The organism is Rhodococcus sp. 15-649-2-2 (assembly GCF_002258645.1).
Taxonomy (GTDB): domain Bacteria; phylum Actinomycetota; class Actinomycetes; order Mycobacteriales; family Mycobacteriaceae; genus Rhodococcoides.
In genome coordinates this window covers 117,268-135,074 of the sequence record NZ_NPFM01000008.1, presented here as the reverse complement: position 1 = coordinate 135,074, position 17,807 = coordinate 117,268, and the positions used below count along the sequence as shown (strand labels likewise).

Sequence of the window (17,807 nt, the reverse complement as noted above, 5' to 3'; positions counted from 1 at the left end):
CGACACCCCGAGAGGTTCCGCCGCCGCCCGTGCACACCACAACCGCCCGCAACCGTCGGAATCAACAACAACCGACTCCAGACAGCTTGACATTGAGCGGAGGATGGCAAACGCGCGCGCGTTTGCGAGAACTGGGGCGGCGGGCGGACTGGGGCGAGGACTGGCTGGGCGGGGGACCAGCGTGACCCCCGTCACGAACCGGTCAGCCGGTCGGTCAGAAAAGACTCCGAGTTTGTTTCGCGAAAGCGCATGCGCAAGCGCTTGTATGCGCCTTAGGCTCCTGCAATCGAGCGACGCGACCGCGTGGCTAGGGGACAAGGGAGTCCACATGTTCAATCACCGTCGGAAGTCTGCGCTGACGATCGGGACCGTGCTCATGGCCGGTTCGCTCGTCTTCGGCCTGACCGCATGCAGCAGCTCGGACTCGGACAGCGTCAAGGTCGGTCTCATCACCAAGACGGATTCCAATCCGTACTTCGTGAAGCTGCGCGAGGCCGCTCAGGCGCAGGCAGATTCCAGTGGTGCCGAGTTGGTGGCTCTGGCGGGTGCATTCGACGGTGACAACGAAGGACAGGTCGCAGCGATCGAGAACCTGGTGGGACAGGGCGTGAAGGGAATTCTGATCACCCCGAACTCGTCGACCGGAGTGCTCGACGCGATCAAGAAGGCACGTGACGCCGGTGTCGTCGTCATCGCCCTCGACACTGCAACCGACCCCGAGGACGCGGTGGACGCCACGTTCGCGACCGACAACAAGGCGGCAGGCGTCAGTCAGGGCGAATGGGTCAAGGGCACGCTCGGAACCACAGCGCCGCAGGTCATCATGCTCGACGGCACCGCAGGCGGCACTGTCGACACGTTCCGTCACGACGGTTTCCTCGAAGGAATGGGCCTGACCGACAGCTCTTCGGAGATCGTCGGCCAGGAGAACACCAACGGCGACCAGACCAAGGCGCAGACCGCCATGGAGAACCTGCTGCAGCGTGCGCCCGGCGTCAACGCGCTCTACACGATCAACGAGCCCGCCGCAGCAGGTGCGTACCAGGCAATTCAGTCCGCCGGCCGCGCAGATCAGATCACCATCGGCTCCATCGACGGTAGCTGCACCGGCATCGCGAACGTCAAGTCCGGCATCATCGGCGCAACGGTGCTGCAGTTCCCGGCGAAGATGGCCGAGCAGGGCGTCGACGCGGTCGTGAAGTTCGCTCAGGACGGCACCAAGCCCAGTGGATTCAACGACACCGGCTCGCAGCTCGTCACCGACAAGCCGGTAGCCGGCATCGAATCCCAGGACACCGCGTGGGGCGAAGCGAATTGCTGGGGCTGATCGCGAAGTACCGGCGAACACAGGGATCTGATTCGTGAGTACCGATACCGCTGCGCCTCCCAAGGCACCGAGCCGGTTCAACGTGGGCACCATCCTGCGTGAACCGCTGCTCGGGCCACTGGCCGCACTCGTCATTGCCATCATCGTGTTCAGCTCGATTTCGAGCTCGTTCCTCAACCCGCAGAACGTCTCTCTGATTCTGCAGCAGTCTGTGGTCGTCGGCATTCTCGCCGTCGGCCAGACCCTGATCATCCTCACGTCCGGTATCGATCTGTCGATCGGTGCGGTCGCGGTGATGGGAACCATCGTGATGGCACAGTCGGCCGGGGCGAACGGACCGGTCGTAGCGTTGGGTTCGACGCTCGCCGTGTGCGTTGCGTTCGGCGCGATCAACGGCGGATTGGTGACGATGCTGCGGTTGCCACCGTTCATCGTCACGCTCGGCACGTTCACCGCGATCCAAGCAGCCACCAGGTTGCTGGCCGGCTCCGAGACCTACCAGGTGCCGAGCGGACCACTGACGCTGCTGGGTACCTCGTTCAAGATCGGCAGTTTCTCCACCACCTACGGCGTGGTCGTGATGCTGCTCGTGTACGCAGTGATGTGGTACGCCCTGTCCCAAACATCCTGGGGTAGGCACATTTACGCAGTCGGCGGTAGCCCGCAGGCTTCGGACCGCTCCGGCATCAAGTCCGGACGTGTGCTGTTCTCGGTGTACATCGTCACGGGTGTCATCGCGGCGATCGCGGCATGGGCAGCGCTCGGACGGATCCCCAACGCCGATCCGAACGCCTATCAGAACGCCAACCTCGAAACGATCACCGCGGTTGTCATCGGTGGAACCAGCCTGTTCGGTGGCCGCGGGACAGTCATCGGGACTCTCATCGGAACTCTGATCGTCGGTGTGCTGCGCAACGGGCTCACGCAGGCAGGCGTCGACAGCCTGTACCAGAACGTCGCGACCGGCATTCTCGTCATCGTCGCGGTGGCCGTCGATCAATTCGCACGTAGGAGGTCACAGTGAATGCCCCCCTCGCTCTGGAAGCGCGTGGTCTGGTCAAGACCTACGGCAGCGTGACGGCCATCAACGGTGCAGATTTCGAGTTGCGGGCCGGCGAGGTGTTGGCGGTCATCGGCGATAACGGTGCCGGAAAGTCCAGTCTCATCAAAGCTTTGGCCGGAGCTGTCATTCCGGATTCGGGTGAGATCCTGATGAACGGATCGCCGGTGACGTTCAAGAACACGCGCGACGCCCGAGCGGCCGGCATCGAGACGGTCTATCAGGACCTGGCCGTCATTCCGGCGCTCGACATCGCCTCGAACGTCTATCTGGGACGCGAGATCAAGCGTAAGGGCATCAGCGGCAGCCTCTTTCGGCGTCTGGACATGCCGAGGATGCGGGAGGAGTCGTCGAAGCATCTGCAGGATCTGAAGATCGGTATCAAGTCGGTCAATCAGGCAGTCGAGACCCTCTCCGGTGGTCAGCGTCAGGGCGTGGCAGTTGCCCGGGCAGCGGCGTTCGGACGCGGAGTGATCATCATGGACGAGCCGACGGCCGCGCTCGGCGTGCGGGAATCGGGCATGGTGATCGATCTGATCCGAACCATTCGTGACCGCGGCATACCGGTGGTGCTCATCAGCCACGACATGCCGCACGTGTTCGAGGTTGCCGATCGAATTCACATTCACCGCCTCGGCAAGCGCGCGGGCGTCGTCGATCCGAAGAACCGCACCATGTCCGAGGTCGTTGCGCTGATGACCGGTGCGGAGGAGCCGACCGACGATGAACGCGCGGGCGTCTGAAAGGGAAGCTCCAGTAGGAGTTTTCGTCGGACTGGCCACACTCGACGTCATCCATCGAGTGTCGGCCGCTCCGGCACCGAACGAGAAGATCACGTCCAGTGCGCAGTTCGTCGCGGCGGGAGGGCCGGCCGCCAACGCGGCCGTCACCTTCGCCGCACTCGGCGGCACGGCCGTGCTCGTCACCGCACTCGGCGACGACCCGGTGGCCGAGCTGGTCAAAGCCGATCTGGCTGCGTTCGGCGTCCGCGTGCTCGACGCGGCCCTCGGCACCAGCAGGTCGGTGCCCGTCTCGGCCGTGACGGTGATCGAATCGACCGGCGACCGGTCGGTCGTCTCGGCGGACGCCGTGCATTCCGAAGCTCCACCGCCCGAGGATCTCGAGACGGTCGTGGCCGGTGCCGATGTCGTCCTCGTCGACGGGCACCACCCCTTGATCGCCCGCGCCGCCGCGGAACATGCGGCGGCGCGGGTTACCACCCTGGTCGTCGACGCCGGTCGGTGGAAGCCGGTGATGAGCGAGCTGATCCCGCATGCCACGGACATGGTGTGCTCGGCGGACTTTCGCACCCCCGGCACCTCCGACACGGCTACCACTGCAGCGGCACTCGTCGGAGCGGGCGTGCATACCGTCGTCGCCACCCACGGCAGCGAGCCCGTCGAATGGTGGGACGAGGGGTCGTCCGGCTCGGTCGATGTGGAGCCGGTGACAGCGGTCGACACGGTGGGTGCCGGAGATGCTTTCCACGGTGCCTATGCCTACTACTCGACGCAGTCGGGCTCTCTGGCCGAGCGCATCGACAGGTCGGCTCGCGTTGCGGCCCTTCGCTGTTCGGTGGTCGGACCCCGAGCATGGCTACACGAAATTCCGCTGCCACACTCCACTACCGACGGACTCGAAAGCGACAACGGTGAGCACTGATCAGGACGTACAGAGAGCGACACTCGGAGAGCTCGTGGAGCTGGCCGGGCGACTCGCCGTCGCCGGAGAACGGCGCATACTCGGCCTGACCGGCGCGCCCGGTGCCGGAAAGTCCACGGTAGCGCAGCAACTCGTCGACGCGCTCGGGCCGGAGCGCGCGGTACTGGTTCCGATGGACGGGTTCCACCTGGCCAACGAGGTGTTGATCGACCTGGGCCGGCTCGACCGCAAAGGTGCACACGACACGTTCGACGACGGTGGATACGCGCGATTGATCGCGGCGATTCACGACCAGCGACCCGGTGACCCCATCGTGTACGCACCGAGGTTCAGGCGCGAGATCGAGGAGTCCATCGGTTCGGCCATCCCGGTTCCGTCGACTGTTCCGCTGGTGGTCACCGAGGGCAACTATCTGCTGATGGAGTCCGACGCGTGGCCTGCTGCGCGGTCGATGATCGACGAGGTCTGGTTTCTGGCTCCGCACACAAGGGTTCGGCACGAGCGCCTGGTAGCTCGGCACGAGGCCTACGGAAAGTCGCACGAGGACGCGGAGTTCTGGGCACTGGGCTCGGACGAACGCAATGCGGAACTGATCGGGTCGACCGCAGGCCGCGCCGATCGAATCCTGCGTCTGACATGACGGTTTCGCGGACCCGACAGCGCTGGGCCGACTGACGTGCCCACGATGGACGATGTCGCCCGCATAGCAGGAGTGTCGGTGTCGACTGTCTCGCACGTTCTCAATGGCACCCGTAACGTCAACCCGACCACCCGCCAACGCGTCGACGCGGCAATTGTCGAGATCGGCTACCGACGCAACGTCGTTGCCCGCTCGCTCGCCGCGGGCCGAACCAATACGGTAGGGCTCTCGATCGCCGCCTTGACCAATCCCTATTTCGGCAGCTTGGTACACGCCGTCGAGCAACGACTGTCCGAGGCCGGATACGTGTTGATTCTCGGTGATTCGCACGACGAGCCGTTGTCCGAGCGGCGAGTGACCGATTCCCTGCTGGACCGTCAGGTCGACGGCATGATCCTCGCTCCCGCAGCAGGATCGGAGTCGACGACCATTCCGGAGATCGTGCGTAGTGGTACCCCTCTGGTGTTGATCGACCGGATGCTCGATCTTCCGTGCGATCAGGTGGGTCCGGAGAACGACGCCTCGGCCTACGAGCTCACCGCCCACCTCCTCGATGCAGGCCATCGTCGCATCGCGATCGTCCGCGGAATCGAAGGAATCTCCTCCACGAACGAACGGTTCGACGGTTATGCTCGCGCGCTCGCCGATCGGGGAGTCGACCTCGATCCTGGGCTCATCCTCGATGGTAGGTCCAACGTCGAGGTGGCCGAGATGCACGTACGTGCACTGATGTCGAGCTCGAACCGGCCCTCGGCACTGGTGTCGATGAACAACTCGATGACGATCGGTTCACTCAAAGCCGTTCGTGCCCTTGGTTTGTCGATTCCGCAGGATCTCGCGTTCGTATGCTACGACGATTTCGAATGGTCCGATCTGTTCGAGCCTCGCCTGACAGCCGCTGCTCAGGACGTACAGACGATAGGAAGAATCGCAGCCGACCTGTTGCTGAATCGAATCGAGGGGCGGGACGAGACGCCTCGGTCGATCCGAGTGCCGACCACGTTCAACCATCGCAATTCCTGCGGCTGCGCCGCAACCTCGGCCGGAATACCGGCCGCACCCGAAAGATAGGACAGCTCATGCCCATTGCCAGTCCGGATCAGTACGCGGCCATGCTCGACCGTGCGAAGGAGGGCGGGTTCGCCTACCCGTCGATCAATGTCACCGGCTCGCAGACGCTCAATGCAGCGCTGCAGGGCTTCGCCGAGGCAGAGAGCGACGGCATCATCCAGGTTTCGGTCGGCACCGCTCTGTACCTCTCCGGCAACGCCGTGCAGAACCGTTTCGCCGGTTCCAAGGCGCTCGCCCAGTACGCCCACGAAGTGGCGCAACACTATTCGATCTCGGTTGCGCTGCACACCGATCACTGCCCCGCCGAGAATCTGGACGACTGGGTGCGGCCACTGCTGGCCGACGCGATCGACCGACGCGGACGCGGACTCGACCCGCTGTACCAATCGCACATGTGGGACGGTTCGGCGGTGCCGCTCGACGAGAACCTGCGTGTCGCTCGGGAACTGCTCGATCTGTCGGTGCAGGCCAACACGATCCTCGAAATCGAAGTGGGTGTCATCGGAGGCGAAGAGGACGGCGTCTCACACGAGATCAACGAACAGTTGTACTCGACTGTCGACGATGCTCGGGCCACGATCGCCGCGCTCGGCGCAGGGGAGCGCGGTCGATACATGACGGCCCTGACCTTCGGCAACGTGCACGGCGTCTACAACCCTGACTCGGTGCATCTCCGCCCAGAAATTCTCGCCGAGATCCAGGCTGTCGTCGGAGCCGAGACGGGTAAGGACAACCCGTTCGATCTGGTGTTCCACGGTGGATCGGGATCCAGTGCAGAAGACATCGCCTCCGCGGTGGCGAGCGGGGTGATCAAGATGAACATCGACACCGACACCCAATACGCCTTCACCCGGTCCATCGCAGGGCACATGTTGAGCAAGTACGACCAGGTCCTCAAGGTCGACGGCGAGTACGGCAACAAGAAGGCCTACGACCCCCGATCGTGGGGCAAGCCGGCCGAGACTGCGATGGCGGCGAGAGTGGTCGAGGCGACGCAGATGCTCGGCTCGGCAGGCCGCACGATGCGCTGAGAACAATTTTTCTCAAAGATGTCGAATTCTGCGGACCGGTTACGTCCCAGGGTCGAATGCAGAAAGAATGGCTGCATCCGACGCTAGGAGACATCATGGCCAAGTACCTCATGCTCAAGCATTACCGCGGAGCCCCCGAGCCTGCCGACTGGATCCCGATGGACCGGTGGACCCCGGCCGAAGTGCACGACCACATTCAGTTCATGCGAGATTTCGCCGCCGAGCTCGAGAAGACCGGCGAGTTCGTCGACGCGCAGGCCGTGGCCCCCGAGGGAACGTGGGTGCGCTCGGACGGCGAAGGGAAACCTCCGGTCACCGACGGTCCGTTCGCGGAGACCAAGGATCTCATCGCAGGCTGGATGGTGATCGACGTCGACTCCTACGATCGCGCGCTCGAGCTGGCCGGGCAGCTGTCGGCAGCGCCCGGTGCCGGTGGGAAGCCGATCGACGAATGGCTCGAGCTGCGTCCGTTCATGGAGGCTCCTCCCACGATCGCCGACTGACGACCATCATGGATCCCGGAGTGCTGCGGGCACTGACGCCCGCAGTGATCGGCGTCCTCGTCCACCGCGGAGCGGACTTCGCGTCGGCCGAGGACGCAGTGCAGGAGGCGTTGGTGCAGGCGACCTCGACGTGGGCACTCTCGACCGGGGCAGGTGACGCGCCGACCGACCCGAAGGGCTGGCTCGTCACCGTCGCCTGGCGAAAATTTCTCGATGGACAGCGCTCGGAGAAGGCGCGTCGCGATCGAGAAGACCGACTGGCGGCACAGCCGGAACCGGAGAGCGTGGGCGGCGTCGACGACACGCTGCAGTTGTTCTTCCTGTGTGCGCATCCTGCGCTGACTCCGGCGGCAGCGGTGGCGCTGACCCTGCGCGCCGTCGGCGGACTGACGACACGCCAGATCGCCCAGGCGTATCTGGTGCCGGAGAAGACCATGGCGCAGCGCATCAGCCGAGCGAAACGTGCGGTGCGTGATGTGCGTTTCGACGCGCCGGGCGACCTGAGCACGGTACGACGGGTGCTGTATCTCGTGTTCAACGAGGGGTACACCGGAGATGTCGACCTTGCGGCGGAGGCGATTCGGTTGACGCGGCAGCTGGCGACACTGTCCGACGACGAGGAAACGGCGGGTCTGTTGGCGCTGATGGTGCTGCACCACGCGCGCCGTGCGGCGCGAACCGGATCCGACGGTCGACTCATCCCCTTGGCCGATCAGGACCGATCCCGTTGGGACACAGCACTGATCGCCGAGGGCGTGCAAATTCTGCAGGCGGTGCTGGCCCGAGATCGGTTGGGTGAGTACCAGGCCCAGGCGGCGATCGCCGCCCTGCATGCCGACGCGATGCGAGTCGAGGAGACCGACTGGGTGCAGATCGTCGAGTGGTACGACGAGTTGGTCGCCCTCACCGACAGCCCCGTCGTGCAGCTCAACCGCGCGGTGGCCGTCGGGGAAGCGGACGGCCCCGCCGCCGGGCTCGCGGCGCTGGCCGAGGTCGATTCCACGATCCCGAGGCACACTGCGGCGGCCGCGCATCTGCACGAGAAGGCGGGTGACCTCACGCAGGCCGCGCAGTTGTACGCCCGCGCAGCGCAGTCGGCTCCCTCGTTGGCCGAGCGCCACCATCTGACTCTGCAGGCCGCACGGATCCGTGCTGTGACTCCGTGACGGCATCGACCAAGCGTACGAACCGATCGGTTTCGTAATCTGATCGTTAGCGGTAGAAAGCGGAATCCGTGCGACCCTCGTATGGTGCTGATGTTGCCAGTGGGACTTAAGAGAAAGAAGCGAACTCGATCCGCTGCGGTGGTGACGGCTGCCGTGCTGGGATCGATGTTGCTGACCGGAACGTCGGCCCAGGCCCTGCCGGGCAACTCGGGATCGGCCGACGCGGCCGCGGGAGCCGTCGGGATCCATCAGGTGTCGGCCACCCGTGCAGTGCTGAACGTGTTCTCCCCGTCCATGAATCGCGTCATCTCCAACGAGATTCTGCATTCGCCGGGAAGCGGACCTGCCCCGAGCCTGATCCTGCTCAACGGTGCACTCGGCAACGAAGACGGTGTGGGTTGGCTCAACAACTCCGGCGTCGAACAGTTCTTTCTCGACAAGAACGTCACGGTCGTCGCGCCCATCGGAGGTCGCTTCAGCTTTTATACCGATTGGCAGACACCCGATCCGGTACTGGGCTCCAACATGTGGCAGACCTACCTGACTCGCGAACTGCCTGCTGCCGTCGACGCCGCCTACGGATCCAACGGTCGGCGCGGTGTGGCAGGACTGTCGATGAGCGGTGGCCCCGCACTGGATCTGGCGATCCAGGCCCCGGATGTGTTCGACGCCGCCGCGTCGTTCAGCGGATGCCCGGCACCGTCGAATCCGCTTGCCACCGCTGGTATCTCGGCGATGATCGCCGGCGGTCTCAACAACCCGTTCAACATGTGGGGTCTGCCCGGAAGCCAGGGATGGCGCGACCACGATCCGTCGCTCAACGTCGAACGACTGCGCGGAACCGCGGTGTACGTCAGCTCGTCCCGCGGACTTCCCGGACCGGTGGACCGGATCCCCGAGGGTGCGATTCCCCCATTCGGTGGAATGGCGGTCGAGGCGATGGTGAACTACTGCACGTCCATCTTCGTCGACGCGTTGCGCCAGGCCGATGTGCCGGCCACGGTCTCCATGCGCGACGAGGGCGCACACACATGGCCGCTGTTCGAGGATCAGCTACGCGAAGCCTGGTTCACCACGCTGGCACCGGCTCTGGGAACCAGGTGATTGCGCCGAGGCTCTCGCGGGTACGCGTCGATGGACACCACCGACGAAGGGACCGCCCGAACATGGCGAAAGACGACTTGAACAGTGACAAGGAACTACACAAGGGCGACAAGGTCGAATGGCAGACCCACGGAACCACGACCGAGGGAACGGTGGTGGAGAAGATCACCTCCGAGACCGAAGCCGCAGGCAGAACCGTGAAGGCCTCGAAGGACGAACCTCAATACCGGGTCGAGAGTGATAAGTCGGGCAAGGATGCAGTACACAAGCCGGAATCGCTCGACAAGAAGAACTGAGCGACCACGAGACGCAAACGCGCGCGCATTCGTCAAGTGCGCGCGGATTCGCGGCCTGTTTCGCGCGCTTTTGGCAAACGCGCGCGCGTTTGCGGATCTCGATGGCGCAGCGCAGTACTCAGGCCTGAGGTACCGATCGTTCTGCGCCCCAACTTCGTTCGATGTAGCCGCGTATCCGATCGATGTCCTCGGCGGGGATTCTCTCCGGTTCGCCGTTCTCGAGCGGATCGGTATGAAAAATGTACAAGCGTGAGGCGAACTGGTCGAACGGCAGCGAGCCTTCGCCTGCGCGTTCGCCGTTGCCCGCCGTTCCCACCACGACGCCGTCTCCCCAGTCCTGCCCGCTGTCGTTGTTCGGGTTGAAGAAATAGACCCGCATGACGCCGTCGGGGTCGGTGGTCACGCGCAGGATGGTGATGGCGTGCCACCCCACATACCGTGCAGCACTGTCGGTTACGGCCACACCGGCGGGCTGCGGATGAATCAGCGGCTGATGCCCGTTGTACTCGGGGTGATACGCCGCGTAGAACTGCCGCAGGAATGCGTCCAGGTCGACGATGTTTCCGGTGGCCACGTCGACGTCGATGTGGAACTCGCGAGCCGACCACCACCCGTGGAACTCCGGGTTGACCCAGCGGTGCGGATCGCCGGGGCGATCGGCGCAGCGCCTGACCATCTCGGCGTAGATGCGGTCGAGGTGCGGAACCAGCAGCAGTGACACCGGATCGAGATCCACCGGGTCCGATGTGGCGACTCCACTGGCGCTCTCGGTCGACGAGATCGATTGCCCCTCGAAGTGCATGACGATTTCCTCGTCACGCGCCGCCCACACCACCATCTGCAGGAGGTAGTCGGGATCGTTGTAGGCCCACATCGACAGTGCCCGCGCCGACTGGCACGTCGGGTTGTCGCCCTGTCCGACGCCGAGCGGTTGCCCGAGCATCGACAACAGTCCACCCAGCAAGCGGGACTCCGGTGCCGGGACCGGCCCGAACGTGGTGTTCAACTTGTCCTGCACTGCGGGTGCGAGTTTCAGCGACATCTGCCGCCACAACGACGGCACGATCGGCGGTTGATGCAGAATCCCGCGATCGAGCAGCAGTGCCAATCCGTACAGGCACTGCGCGGTCTCGGGGTACACCGTCTCCTCGATGAGGCGATGGACCAGTTCCGGATAGCGCGTCAGACACGTGCGACCGGTATCCGACAGTCCCAACGCCTCGGGGAGAACGTACGAGTAGTGATCGACGAGGTACTGCGTCAACGTCGCGTGGTACGGCGAGACGAGTCCGGTGTCGTGCATCGCTCGCGCGAATCCGCGGGCCTCGAACTGCAGCGCCTCGACGTCCATCGCCTCGAGCCGCGAACGGTACACCTCCACGCCCGGATCCTCTCGGCACGCGTCGGTGGTGCCGAACAGGGCCGTGATCAAGCGGTCCAGGCCTTGCCCGGAGGTGCCGAGGTCGACGGTCGGGTCGGTGCGATAGATCGCGATGCGGGTGACCATGTCCTTGATGGTGTCCACCTGAATCGGGCGTTGCCGCAGGATCCGCCAGATTTCCTCGACCAACTCGTCGAGCACGCTGTCGTAGCCGATCTGCCCGGCCACGTACCCGAACAGGTCACGGATCAGATGCGCGGTACGACCGAGGCGAACTCGCTCCGACTCGGACGGGGGTGTGAACAGAACGTCGAGATTGACCGCGAGGACCTGAGAAAGGAACCGACGGGCATCCTCGGCGGTGACCGCAGCATGCTCGTACTCGCCCGCAACGATCGCGACCATCCGCAGTTCGCTGGTCGCCTCGAGCACGAAGGTGTCGTCGTTGCCGCTGCGCAGGCTGGGCCCCACGAATCCTGGAACGAGAATGTCCGGCTGCGCCCAATCGGTGCCCGCAAAGAGCCCCGCATTCTCGAGCATCTCGGCGCGCTCACGAATTGCATGACAACCACCGGGCTGCAACAGAACTCGATGCAGCGCGTCGAGAACCCGCCGCACCTTGGTGTTCTTACTGAACTCGGGTGCACCGGCCAACGCCTCGGTGGCGTGGTCGAGTTGGGCCAGTCTCGACATCAAAGCCTTGTCGACCGGAGCCTTGTCGACCGGTGCGGAGTCGTTCATCGTCTGCGTCGTGGGTTCGTGGTCGTTGCCGAGTTGTTGCCTCACACGTAGAAGTCCAGTTCTTCCTGATGTTTCAGCAAGTCACGCATGACATAGGTATCTTCGCCGAAGAAGTACAGCAGTCCCCAGTGGGTGCCGAACGCTGTTCTCTTGGTGACGGTTTCCTCGACGGGTGCCGACAGATCGTTGGTCTCGTAGTAATCGTGCCCGGCCGTCTCCTCCGGAATTTCCAGATGGCTGACGACGCGTCGTCGTGGATAGACGCCGAAGCATCCGGCCACGCCGGTCGCATCGACGACCTCGCGCGGGAAGAAGGCGTCGATCTCCTCCTCGGTGGTCTTCGGGTCGAACGCCAATGCGAGGCCCTGGTACGCGTTGAACCCGTAGGCCCGCTCGAGCAGCTCAAAGACCTTGAAACCCGGTGGGCGGTAAGCAACTTCACCGAAGTACATCTCGCCGTCGCTGGTGACGAAGTACTCGGGGTGAATGAAGCCGAACTCGATGTCGAAGGTCTTGATCAGCTTCTCGATCTGCACCGTGATCTGCTCGCGGTACTTCTCCAGCTCGGGTGTCGCAGGAACGAACACCGAGTATCCGAGGGTGACGTACTCCGAGATGTTGAGAAACTTGATCTTGCCGTTGTGAATCCATGCTTCGACGGCGAACTCCCAGCCGTCGAGGTGCGATTCCATCAGCGCCGGAAATTCCTCGTCGGGAATGGAGTCGACCTCGTCAGGGGTACGAATGACGCGGTGGCCGAGGCAACCGGCCTTGTCGAAGGCCTTGACATGGATCGGGTCGTTGGGATCGCCGTCGAGCTTGAGTAGCGTCTGGTTGACACGTTTCAGGAATCGAATGACGTCCTCACGGTCGTGGGCTTCTTCGAAAATGCCCACCCGAATGCCGCCGAGCTGAGCGCGGCGCTTCATCAAGGACTTGTCGCGCAACAGCATTGCCTGACCGAACAGGCGTGGGTTGCCGAGCAACACCGAGTTGATGGCGCCGGCCCACTCCACTGTCTCTTCGTACAACGGAATCGCGACATCGACACCCTTGTCCTGCAGGGTCTCGGCGATTTCCAGTGAGCGATCGTTGAGTCGCTCGAAGTTCCACGGTAGGTACGGAATGTCGTGCTCGGTGCAGTACGCCTCGGCCCATTCCGGGGCGACGACGACGTAGCGCCGATCGAACTTGTCCAGTGCTTCCACCGCGGCCAAACTCCACCCCAGCAGGGCCACGAAACCCTTGTTCGGGTCTTTCTCCAGCCTGTCTGGCTGAGCCATGAAGTTCCTTCCCCTAGATGATTCATCGGTCGAGGTCCTTCGCTCCACCGTACAGAGGCATTATCGGCCGGTCGGCACCCCCGTATGCGACTGTCGATCGGGAATGCGGCGGACCGAGGCGTTCGGAACCGGCCACGATCGACAGATTTCCGCCGATCGTGCACGATCGTGAGCAACCAGGTGCGGTTCGCGCCATCGAGGAACGAGGAGCACGAGATGACGGTCGACAAAACCGGTGCCGAGGTCGAGATCGCGCAGCAGGCAGATCGTTTCACCGTCTCGGTCGACGGCACACAGGTCGGCTTCACCGAGTTCGTCGACGACGAGGATGCGCGCCGCATCTTCTTCCACACCGAGGTCGACGCGGCGTACGGCGGACGTGGTCTGGCAACGATTCTCGTGCAGCAGGCACTCGACGCCACCCGGGCGGACGCCAAGCGCATCGTCCCGATCTGTCCCTTGGTGGAGGCGTTCGTGGGCAAGCACTCGGAATTCGACGACATCGTCGAGCAGCCCACCGACGAGATTCGGCAGTGGCTGGCTGACCAGCAAGGCTGACGGCGGGAATACCGTCGGGCCCCGGTAGGTTGAGCTCGATTAGTAGTTGCAGAGTCAACTACCCTGCCGAAAGGGAAGCCATGCCCGCAGTGACGGTCGACAACATCCTCGCGTTGCCCCGCATACCCATGCCCGACGCCACCGCCGTACCCCGGCCGGTCCGGTCCGTCACGACGGCCCCGACGGGGTACGAAGGCGAGGGTTTTCCGGTTCGCCGCGCATTTGCCGGGCTGGACATGTCGTCCCTCGACCCGTTCATCCACATGGATCAGATGGGCGAGGTGAACTACGCGCCCGGTGAACCGAAAGGCACGCCGTGGCATCCGCACCGCGGATTCGAGACCGTCACGTACATGATCGACGGCATCATGGAGCACAAGGATTCTCACGGTGGCGGCGGCATCATCAGCGGCGGCGACACCCAATGGATGACGGCGGGTGGGGGAATTCTGCACATCGAGGCCCCGCCGGAGCATCTGGTGATGTCCGGCGGGCTGTTTCACGGTGTTCAGCTCTGGGTCAATCTGCCGCGGGAGAACAAGATGGCGCACCCGCGCTATCAGGACATCACCGGTAGCAAAGTGGCCTTGGCATCGAGTCCCGACGGCGGTGCGCTGGTTCGTGTCATTGCGGGCAACATCGCGGGTCTGCAGGGGCCGGGTTCGACATACACTCCGATTGCGCTCTCGCACAGCACGATCGCACCGGGCGCGGCGCTGACGTTGCCGTGGGAGCGCGAATTCAATGCACTCGTCTACGTTCTCGCGGGCGAGGGCACAGTGGGTGCGGAGAAGCGTCCGATCGGGATGGGGCAGACGGCGTTGTTCGGCCGCGGCGACACGATCGAGATGTCCGCGTCTGCGGTGGGGGAGTCGCTGGAGGTGTTCGTTCTCGGTGGCAAGCCGATTCGGGAACCCGTTGCGATGGCGGGCCCGTTCGTCATGAACACCAAGTCCGAGGTTTTGCAGGCGTTCGAGGACTACCAGGCCGGCCGGCTCGGCGTGCCCACCCGATGATCACCCCGGTCGTGCAACGATCTGCTGCATGACCGACGCCGAGCCCCGTATTCGTAGAACCCGGTTGTACCGCCGGTTGGTGACCCGTGCGGACGGTCCCCTCGAGCCCGCACGGGCAGCCAGGAGGCTCTCTGCCTACGTCTACGGAAACATCCTGATCCTCGCGGCGGTCGCGGCGTCGACGCCCGGCTCGATCGAGCACGGAACAGCTGCGGTCTTGGTTCTGGCTACGGCAGGGACGACGTTCCTGGCGCACGTGTTCGCCGATTTCGTGGCCAGTAGTCAAATACCCGAGGCGCATGGAAATGCCACCGACGAGCAACGCAAGTTCAAGGCCGTCGAGGAACTACGTGATGCCGTCCCGATCCTGAGTTCCGGCACCGTCCCCGCGCTGATGCTTGCCCTCGGCTGGTTGTCGGTGATTCCGGCACAGTGGTCGGAACTGCTGGCCGGCGGTGTCATCGTGGTGCGCATCGCCACGATTCAGATGGTCACGGAGCGAATTCGCGGCAATCCGTTGACCTTCCGTGCACTTCTCGGTGGGCTGGCCACCGCCACGGTTGCTGCGCTGATCGTGTTGGCCAAGGTGTTTCTGGGGCACTAGCTCCCGAACTCGACGTACAGCTCCGGCAGGAAGCCGGCGAGGTGGTTCATCTCCTGCCCGCAGTGCAGCATCAGATCTCGGGCCAGATCGAGCCCGAGTACGAGGTCGGTCGGATCCACGGACGCTCCCCGGCGGACGGCGCACGCAGCCTGCTTCACGTCCGGTACGTGCAACCCGCGCAGGTTCAGGTGGAAGCGGCTGCGCATCTCGGCACCACCGTCGACGGGTCTGACCTGATGGGCCAGCCACCCCAGGTCCACCGGTGCGATGGAGCTTCCCACTCGACCGAAGACGATCGTCTGATCCGAGGGAACGTCGAAGCCGTGCGCAATCGGGTCACGAAAACCGATGCCCAGTTGCTGCAGTTTCGGCCCGACGTACTCGTCCACGAAGGTCGTGTTGCCGACGTACTTGGCCTTGTCGGGTATGTCGAGTGCCGTTCGATCCTCCGCGAGAGCGGCGTACAGGTGGGCATCGGGATGCCACAGCTTGTAGCGAGCGGCTTCGGTGGAATGCCATCCGAACCACCAGTCCCACATCGCCGCTGTCACCCGAGGCATCACCGTGCGTACCGCCACGAACGTCACCCCGTCGGCTCTCTGTCCGTATCCGGTCTCGACCCTGGAATACCCGGTGGGAGCGAGATCGGTTGTGATCGAGTCGAATCCGGGTACCGCGTCGGGTGAGAGCGGGGGGCCTGCGTAGGTATCGGCCACCACGGTCGGCACCGGAGTCGTGTGCTCGGCCATGTAGTGGGCGTACGGCCGGTCTCGGTCGGTGTCGCGGTAGCCCTGGTAACGCTCACCGCATTCGTCTGTAGACCCCACCGTCGGTGCCGCGACCGCCCTCGAGGCAGTCCCGAGGACGGTTGCGGTCACTGCTACTGCCGCCCCCACGACGACCTGACGCCGTGTCGGTTTCCTGTTCATTTGTCCCCCATGCTCAACTTGTGTTGAGAGTAAGTCGCGGGCTCAGGGCATGTCAACGACCAGTCAGTACACTGCCCGGTATGAGTCCTGCCACTCCCAAGGACGACGCATCCAGAGTGCGGCGGCGCGACGAGATCGCAACAGCGGCGATCGACGTGCTGGCCACCAAAGGCTTTCGTGGGCTGACGCATCGGGCGGTGGACGAAGCAGCCGGCCTCGGCCCGGGCTCGGTCAACTACCACGCGCCCACCAGAAGTCGATTGCTGCACTTGGCGCTGGGGCAACTGTTCGCCCGCGACTTCGAGATTGCCGGGGCTACGTTCGGCAGTCTGGTCGACGTGAAACCCCTGACCGTGGACGTTGTGGTGACCCGAATCGTGGATTTCATCCAAGCGATGACAACGGGCGACGCAGCCAAGCGGGTGATTGCGCGGGCCATCATGCTCGGCGAGGCTCAGCACGATCGCGAGGTGCGCGAGTTGTTCGATACTCAGCGCGGCGCATTCGTCACGTTCGCCCAGTGGATCGTTGCGTCACTGGACTCCGAGGACCCGCAGGCGGAAGCCGAGACACTGGTCGTGATGATCGAGGGCTTGATTCAGCGACAGGTGCTCATCGGATCACGCCTGCCCCGGTCGCTGGTGGAGCAGATGCTGCGAACGATCGTAGGATCGTCAGCGCTGATTGCGGAATAGCGCCGCACGCGTCATCAGCCCAGCAGTGACTTTCGCTCGGTGTGGGTGAACGTGAAGATCGTCGCGCCGAAGCTGATCAGTGCGGTGAGAAGCAGGACCTGCGGCCCGGTGATGACGACGCCGATGAATGCGCCGACCACCCCGCCCAGTGCGAACGACCCGAGAAGGGCTGTGTAGCAAAGCCAGTCGTAGTGTGTCCCGCCCCCGAACAGATGCCGCTCGATACCTTGACCGAGTTTGACCAACGTTCCGGTGACGTAGCTGAGCGGAATGTACGTCTCTTCCTTCTTCGTGAATGCGGTATTGAGCGCGCCGAGCGCGAAGGCCACCAACAGAATCGGGTAGAAGTTCACGTTTGCGGACGACCAACCGGAGATGGCGATATCGATCGTCCCGGCTGCGGCGAGTGCGATGGTGGTCAACACAGTCGCACCGTGCGGATGGTTCGACCAGTAGCGCCGCCTGCAGATCGAGGAAATCACCACGCCCGCGAGAAACGACCCCATCAAGGCCAGTGCAGCCCACGGCGAAGCGCCTGGCGCAACCTCTTTGCCCTCCGGGTGTCCGAAGTGGCCGACGACAGCGCGTTCGGTGTTGCCGGTCATGAAGGTCACGAAATAACCGGCGGAGTGCAAGAACGCCACTGCGCCCACCATCCCCGCGAGTCCGGAAAGAATCCAGGACAGGCGAGCTTCGGCGCCGACGGCTGTTTCGCGGCTGATCGACAAAGGGGAAGTCAT

The 17,807-nt window shown here is 64.1% G+C and carries 19 protein-coding genes; 15 read left to right on the top strand and 4 right to left on the bottom strand.

Annotated elements, in window-relative coordinates:
* The first annotated feature begins 328 nt into the window (after window positions 1-328).
* The 11 genes from CH305_RS03975 to CH305_RS03925 all read left to right on the top strand — a co-directional run bounded on the left by CH305_RS03975 (window position 329) and on the right by CH305_RS03925 (window position 9,860).
* A complete protein-coding gene (locus CH305_RS03975) occupies window positions 329-1,327 on the top strand; it encodes a substrate-binding domain-containing protein (protein ID WP_032405682.1) in 999 nt (332 codons plus the stop codon).
* 34 nt (window positions 1,328-1,361) lie between these two features.
* A complete protein-coding gene (locus CH305_RS03970; protein ID WP_032376276.1) occupies window positions 1,362-2,351 on the top strand; it encodes an ABC transporter permease in 990 nt (329 codons plus the stop codon).
* Window positions 2,348-3,130: an ATP-binding cassette domain-containing protein gene (locus tag CH305_RS03965; RefSeq protein WP_032405683.1), complete on the top strand. Its 783-nt coding sequence runs from the start codon at window positions 2,348-2,350 to the stop codon at window positions 3,128-3,130. Before CH305_RS03970 ends, CH305_RS03965 begins: the two co-directional genes overlap by 4 nt.
* Window positions 3,111-4,049, top strand: coding sequence for a PfkB family carbohydrate kinase (locus tag CH305_RS03960; RefSeq protein WP_094702778.1), 939 nt, complete (start codon window positions 3,111-3,113; stop codon window positions 4,047-4,049). Before CH305_RS03965 ends, CH305_RS03960 begins: the two co-directional genes overlap by 20 nt.
* Window positions 4,039-4,689, top strand: a complete 651-nt coding sequence (locus CH305_RS03955) for a nucleoside/nucleotide kinase family protein (protein ID WP_032405685.1) — start codon at window positions 4,039-4,041, stop codon at window positions 4,687-4,689. The genes CH305_RS03960 and CH305_RS03955 overlap by 11 nt, the downstream gene beginning before the upstream one ends.
* A gap of 45 nt (window positions 4,690-4,734) precedes the next feature.
* Window positions 4,735-5,760 (top strand): LacI family DNA-binding transcriptional regulator, encoded by a 1,026-nt coding sequence (locus CH305_RS03950; protein WP_256983519.1) that lies wholly within the window; start codon window positions 4,735-4,737, stop codon window positions 5,758-5,760.
* A gap of 8 nt (window positions 5,761-5,768) precedes the next feature.
* Complete coding sequence (gene fbaA / locus CH305_RS03945; RefSeq protein ID WP_032405687.1) at window positions 5,769-6,791, top strand: class II fructose-bisphosphate aldolase; 1,023 nt, start codon at window positions 5,769-5,771, stop codon at window positions 6,789-6,791.
* A gap of 95 nt (window positions 6,792-6,886) precedes the next feature.
* Window positions 6,887-7,294, top strand: coding sequence for a YciI family protein (locus CH305_RS03940; protein ID WP_032405986.1), 408 nt, complete (start codon window positions 6,887-6,889; stop codon window positions 7,292-7,294).
* An 8-nt stretch (window positions 7,295-7,302) separates the two neighbouring features.
* Window positions 7,303-8,460, top strand: a complete 1,158-nt coding sequence (locus tag CH305_RS03935; protein ID WP_094702798.1) for an RNA polymerase sigma factor — start codon at window positions 7,303-7,305, stop codon at window positions 8,458-8,460.
* A gap of 99 nt (window positions 8,461-8,559) precedes the next feature.
* A complete protein-coding gene (locus tag CH305_RS03930) occupies window positions 8,560-9,564 on the top strand; it encodes an alpha/beta hydrolase family protein (protein WP_256983517.1) in 1,005 nt (334 codons plus the stop codon).
* Between the two features lie 62 nt (window positions 9,565-9,626).
* Window positions 9,627-9,860: a DUF2945 domain-containing protein gene (locus CH305_RS03925; protein WP_037154081.1), complete on the top strand. Its 234-nt coding sequence runs from the start codon at window positions 9,627-9,629 to the stop codon at window positions 9,858-9,860.
* 118 nt (window positions 9,861-9,978) lie between these two features.
* Here the strand turns inward: CH305_RS03925 and CH305_RS03920 are convergent, their stop codons facing one another.
* Window positions 9,979-11,982 carry a hypothetical protein gene (locus CH305_RS03920; RefSeq protein ID WP_094702774.1) on the bottom strand — a complete coding sequence of 668 codons (2,004 nt, stop codon included), beginning with the start codon at window positions 11,980-11,982 and terminating at the stop codon, window positions 9,979-9,981.
* 41 nt (window positions 11,983-12,023) lie between these two features.
* Complete coding sequence (locus CH305_RS03915) at window positions 12,024-13,265, bottom strand: acetyl-CoA carboxylase biotin carboxylase subunit family protein (protein ID WP_032405689.1); 1,242 nt, start codon at window positions 13,263-13,265, stop codon at window positions 12,024-12,026.
* A gap of 216 nt (window positions 13,266-13,481) precedes the next feature.
* Between CH305_RS03915 and CH305_RS03910 the strand changes: the two genes are divergently transcribed.
* The 3 genes from CH305_RS03910 to CH305_RS03900 all read left to right on the top strand — a co-directional run bounded on the left by CH305_RS03910 (window position 13,482) and on the right by CH305_RS03900 (window position 15,443).
* A complete protein-coding gene (locus tag CH305_RS03910; protein ID WP_032405690.1) occupies window positions 13,482-13,823 on the top strand; it encodes a GNAT family N-acetyltransferase in 342 nt (113 codons plus the stop codon).
* Between the two features lie 80 nt (window positions 13,824-13,903).
* Window positions 13,904-14,839, top strand: a complete 936-nt coding sequence (locus CH305_RS03905; protein WP_094702772.1) for a pirin family protein — start codon at window positions 13,904-13,906, stop codon at window positions 14,837-14,839.
* A 28-nt stretch (window positions 14,840-14,867) separates the two neighbouring features.
* Complete coding sequence (locus CH305_RS03900; RefSeq protein WP_032405692.1) at window positions 14,868-15,443, top strand: hypothetical protein; 576 nt, start codon at window positions 14,868-14,870, stop codon at window positions 15,441-15,443.
* On the opposite strand, the gene CH305_RS03895 is transcribed toward CH305_RS03900, so the two are convergent.
* A complete protein-coding gene (locus CH305_RS03895) occupies window positions 15,440-16,372 on the bottom strand; it encodes a DAPG hydrolase family protein (RefSeq protein ID WP_256983516.1) in 933 nt (310 codons plus the stop codon). The genes CH305_RS03900 and CH305_RS03895 overlap by 4 nt on opposite strands.
* 80 nt (window positions 16,373-16,452) lie before the next feature.
* On the opposite strand from CH305_RS03895, the gene CH305_RS03890 reads away from it, so the two are divergent.
* Window positions 16,453-17,067: a TetR/AcrR family transcriptional regulator gene (locus CH305_RS03890; protein ID WP_052058708.1), complete on the top strand. Its 615-nt coding sequence runs from the start codon at window positions 16,453-16,455 to the stop codon at window positions 17,065-17,067.
* Window positions 17,068-17,081: 14 nt separating this feature from the next.
* Here the strand turns inward: CH305_RS03890 and CH305_RS03885 are convergent, their stop codons facing one another.
* On the bottom strand, window positions 17,082-17,807 hold the full coding sequence (locus tag CH305_RS03885; protein WP_052058707.1) for a YoaK family protein: 726 nt from the start codon (window positions 17,805-17,807) through the stop codon (window positions 17,082-17,084).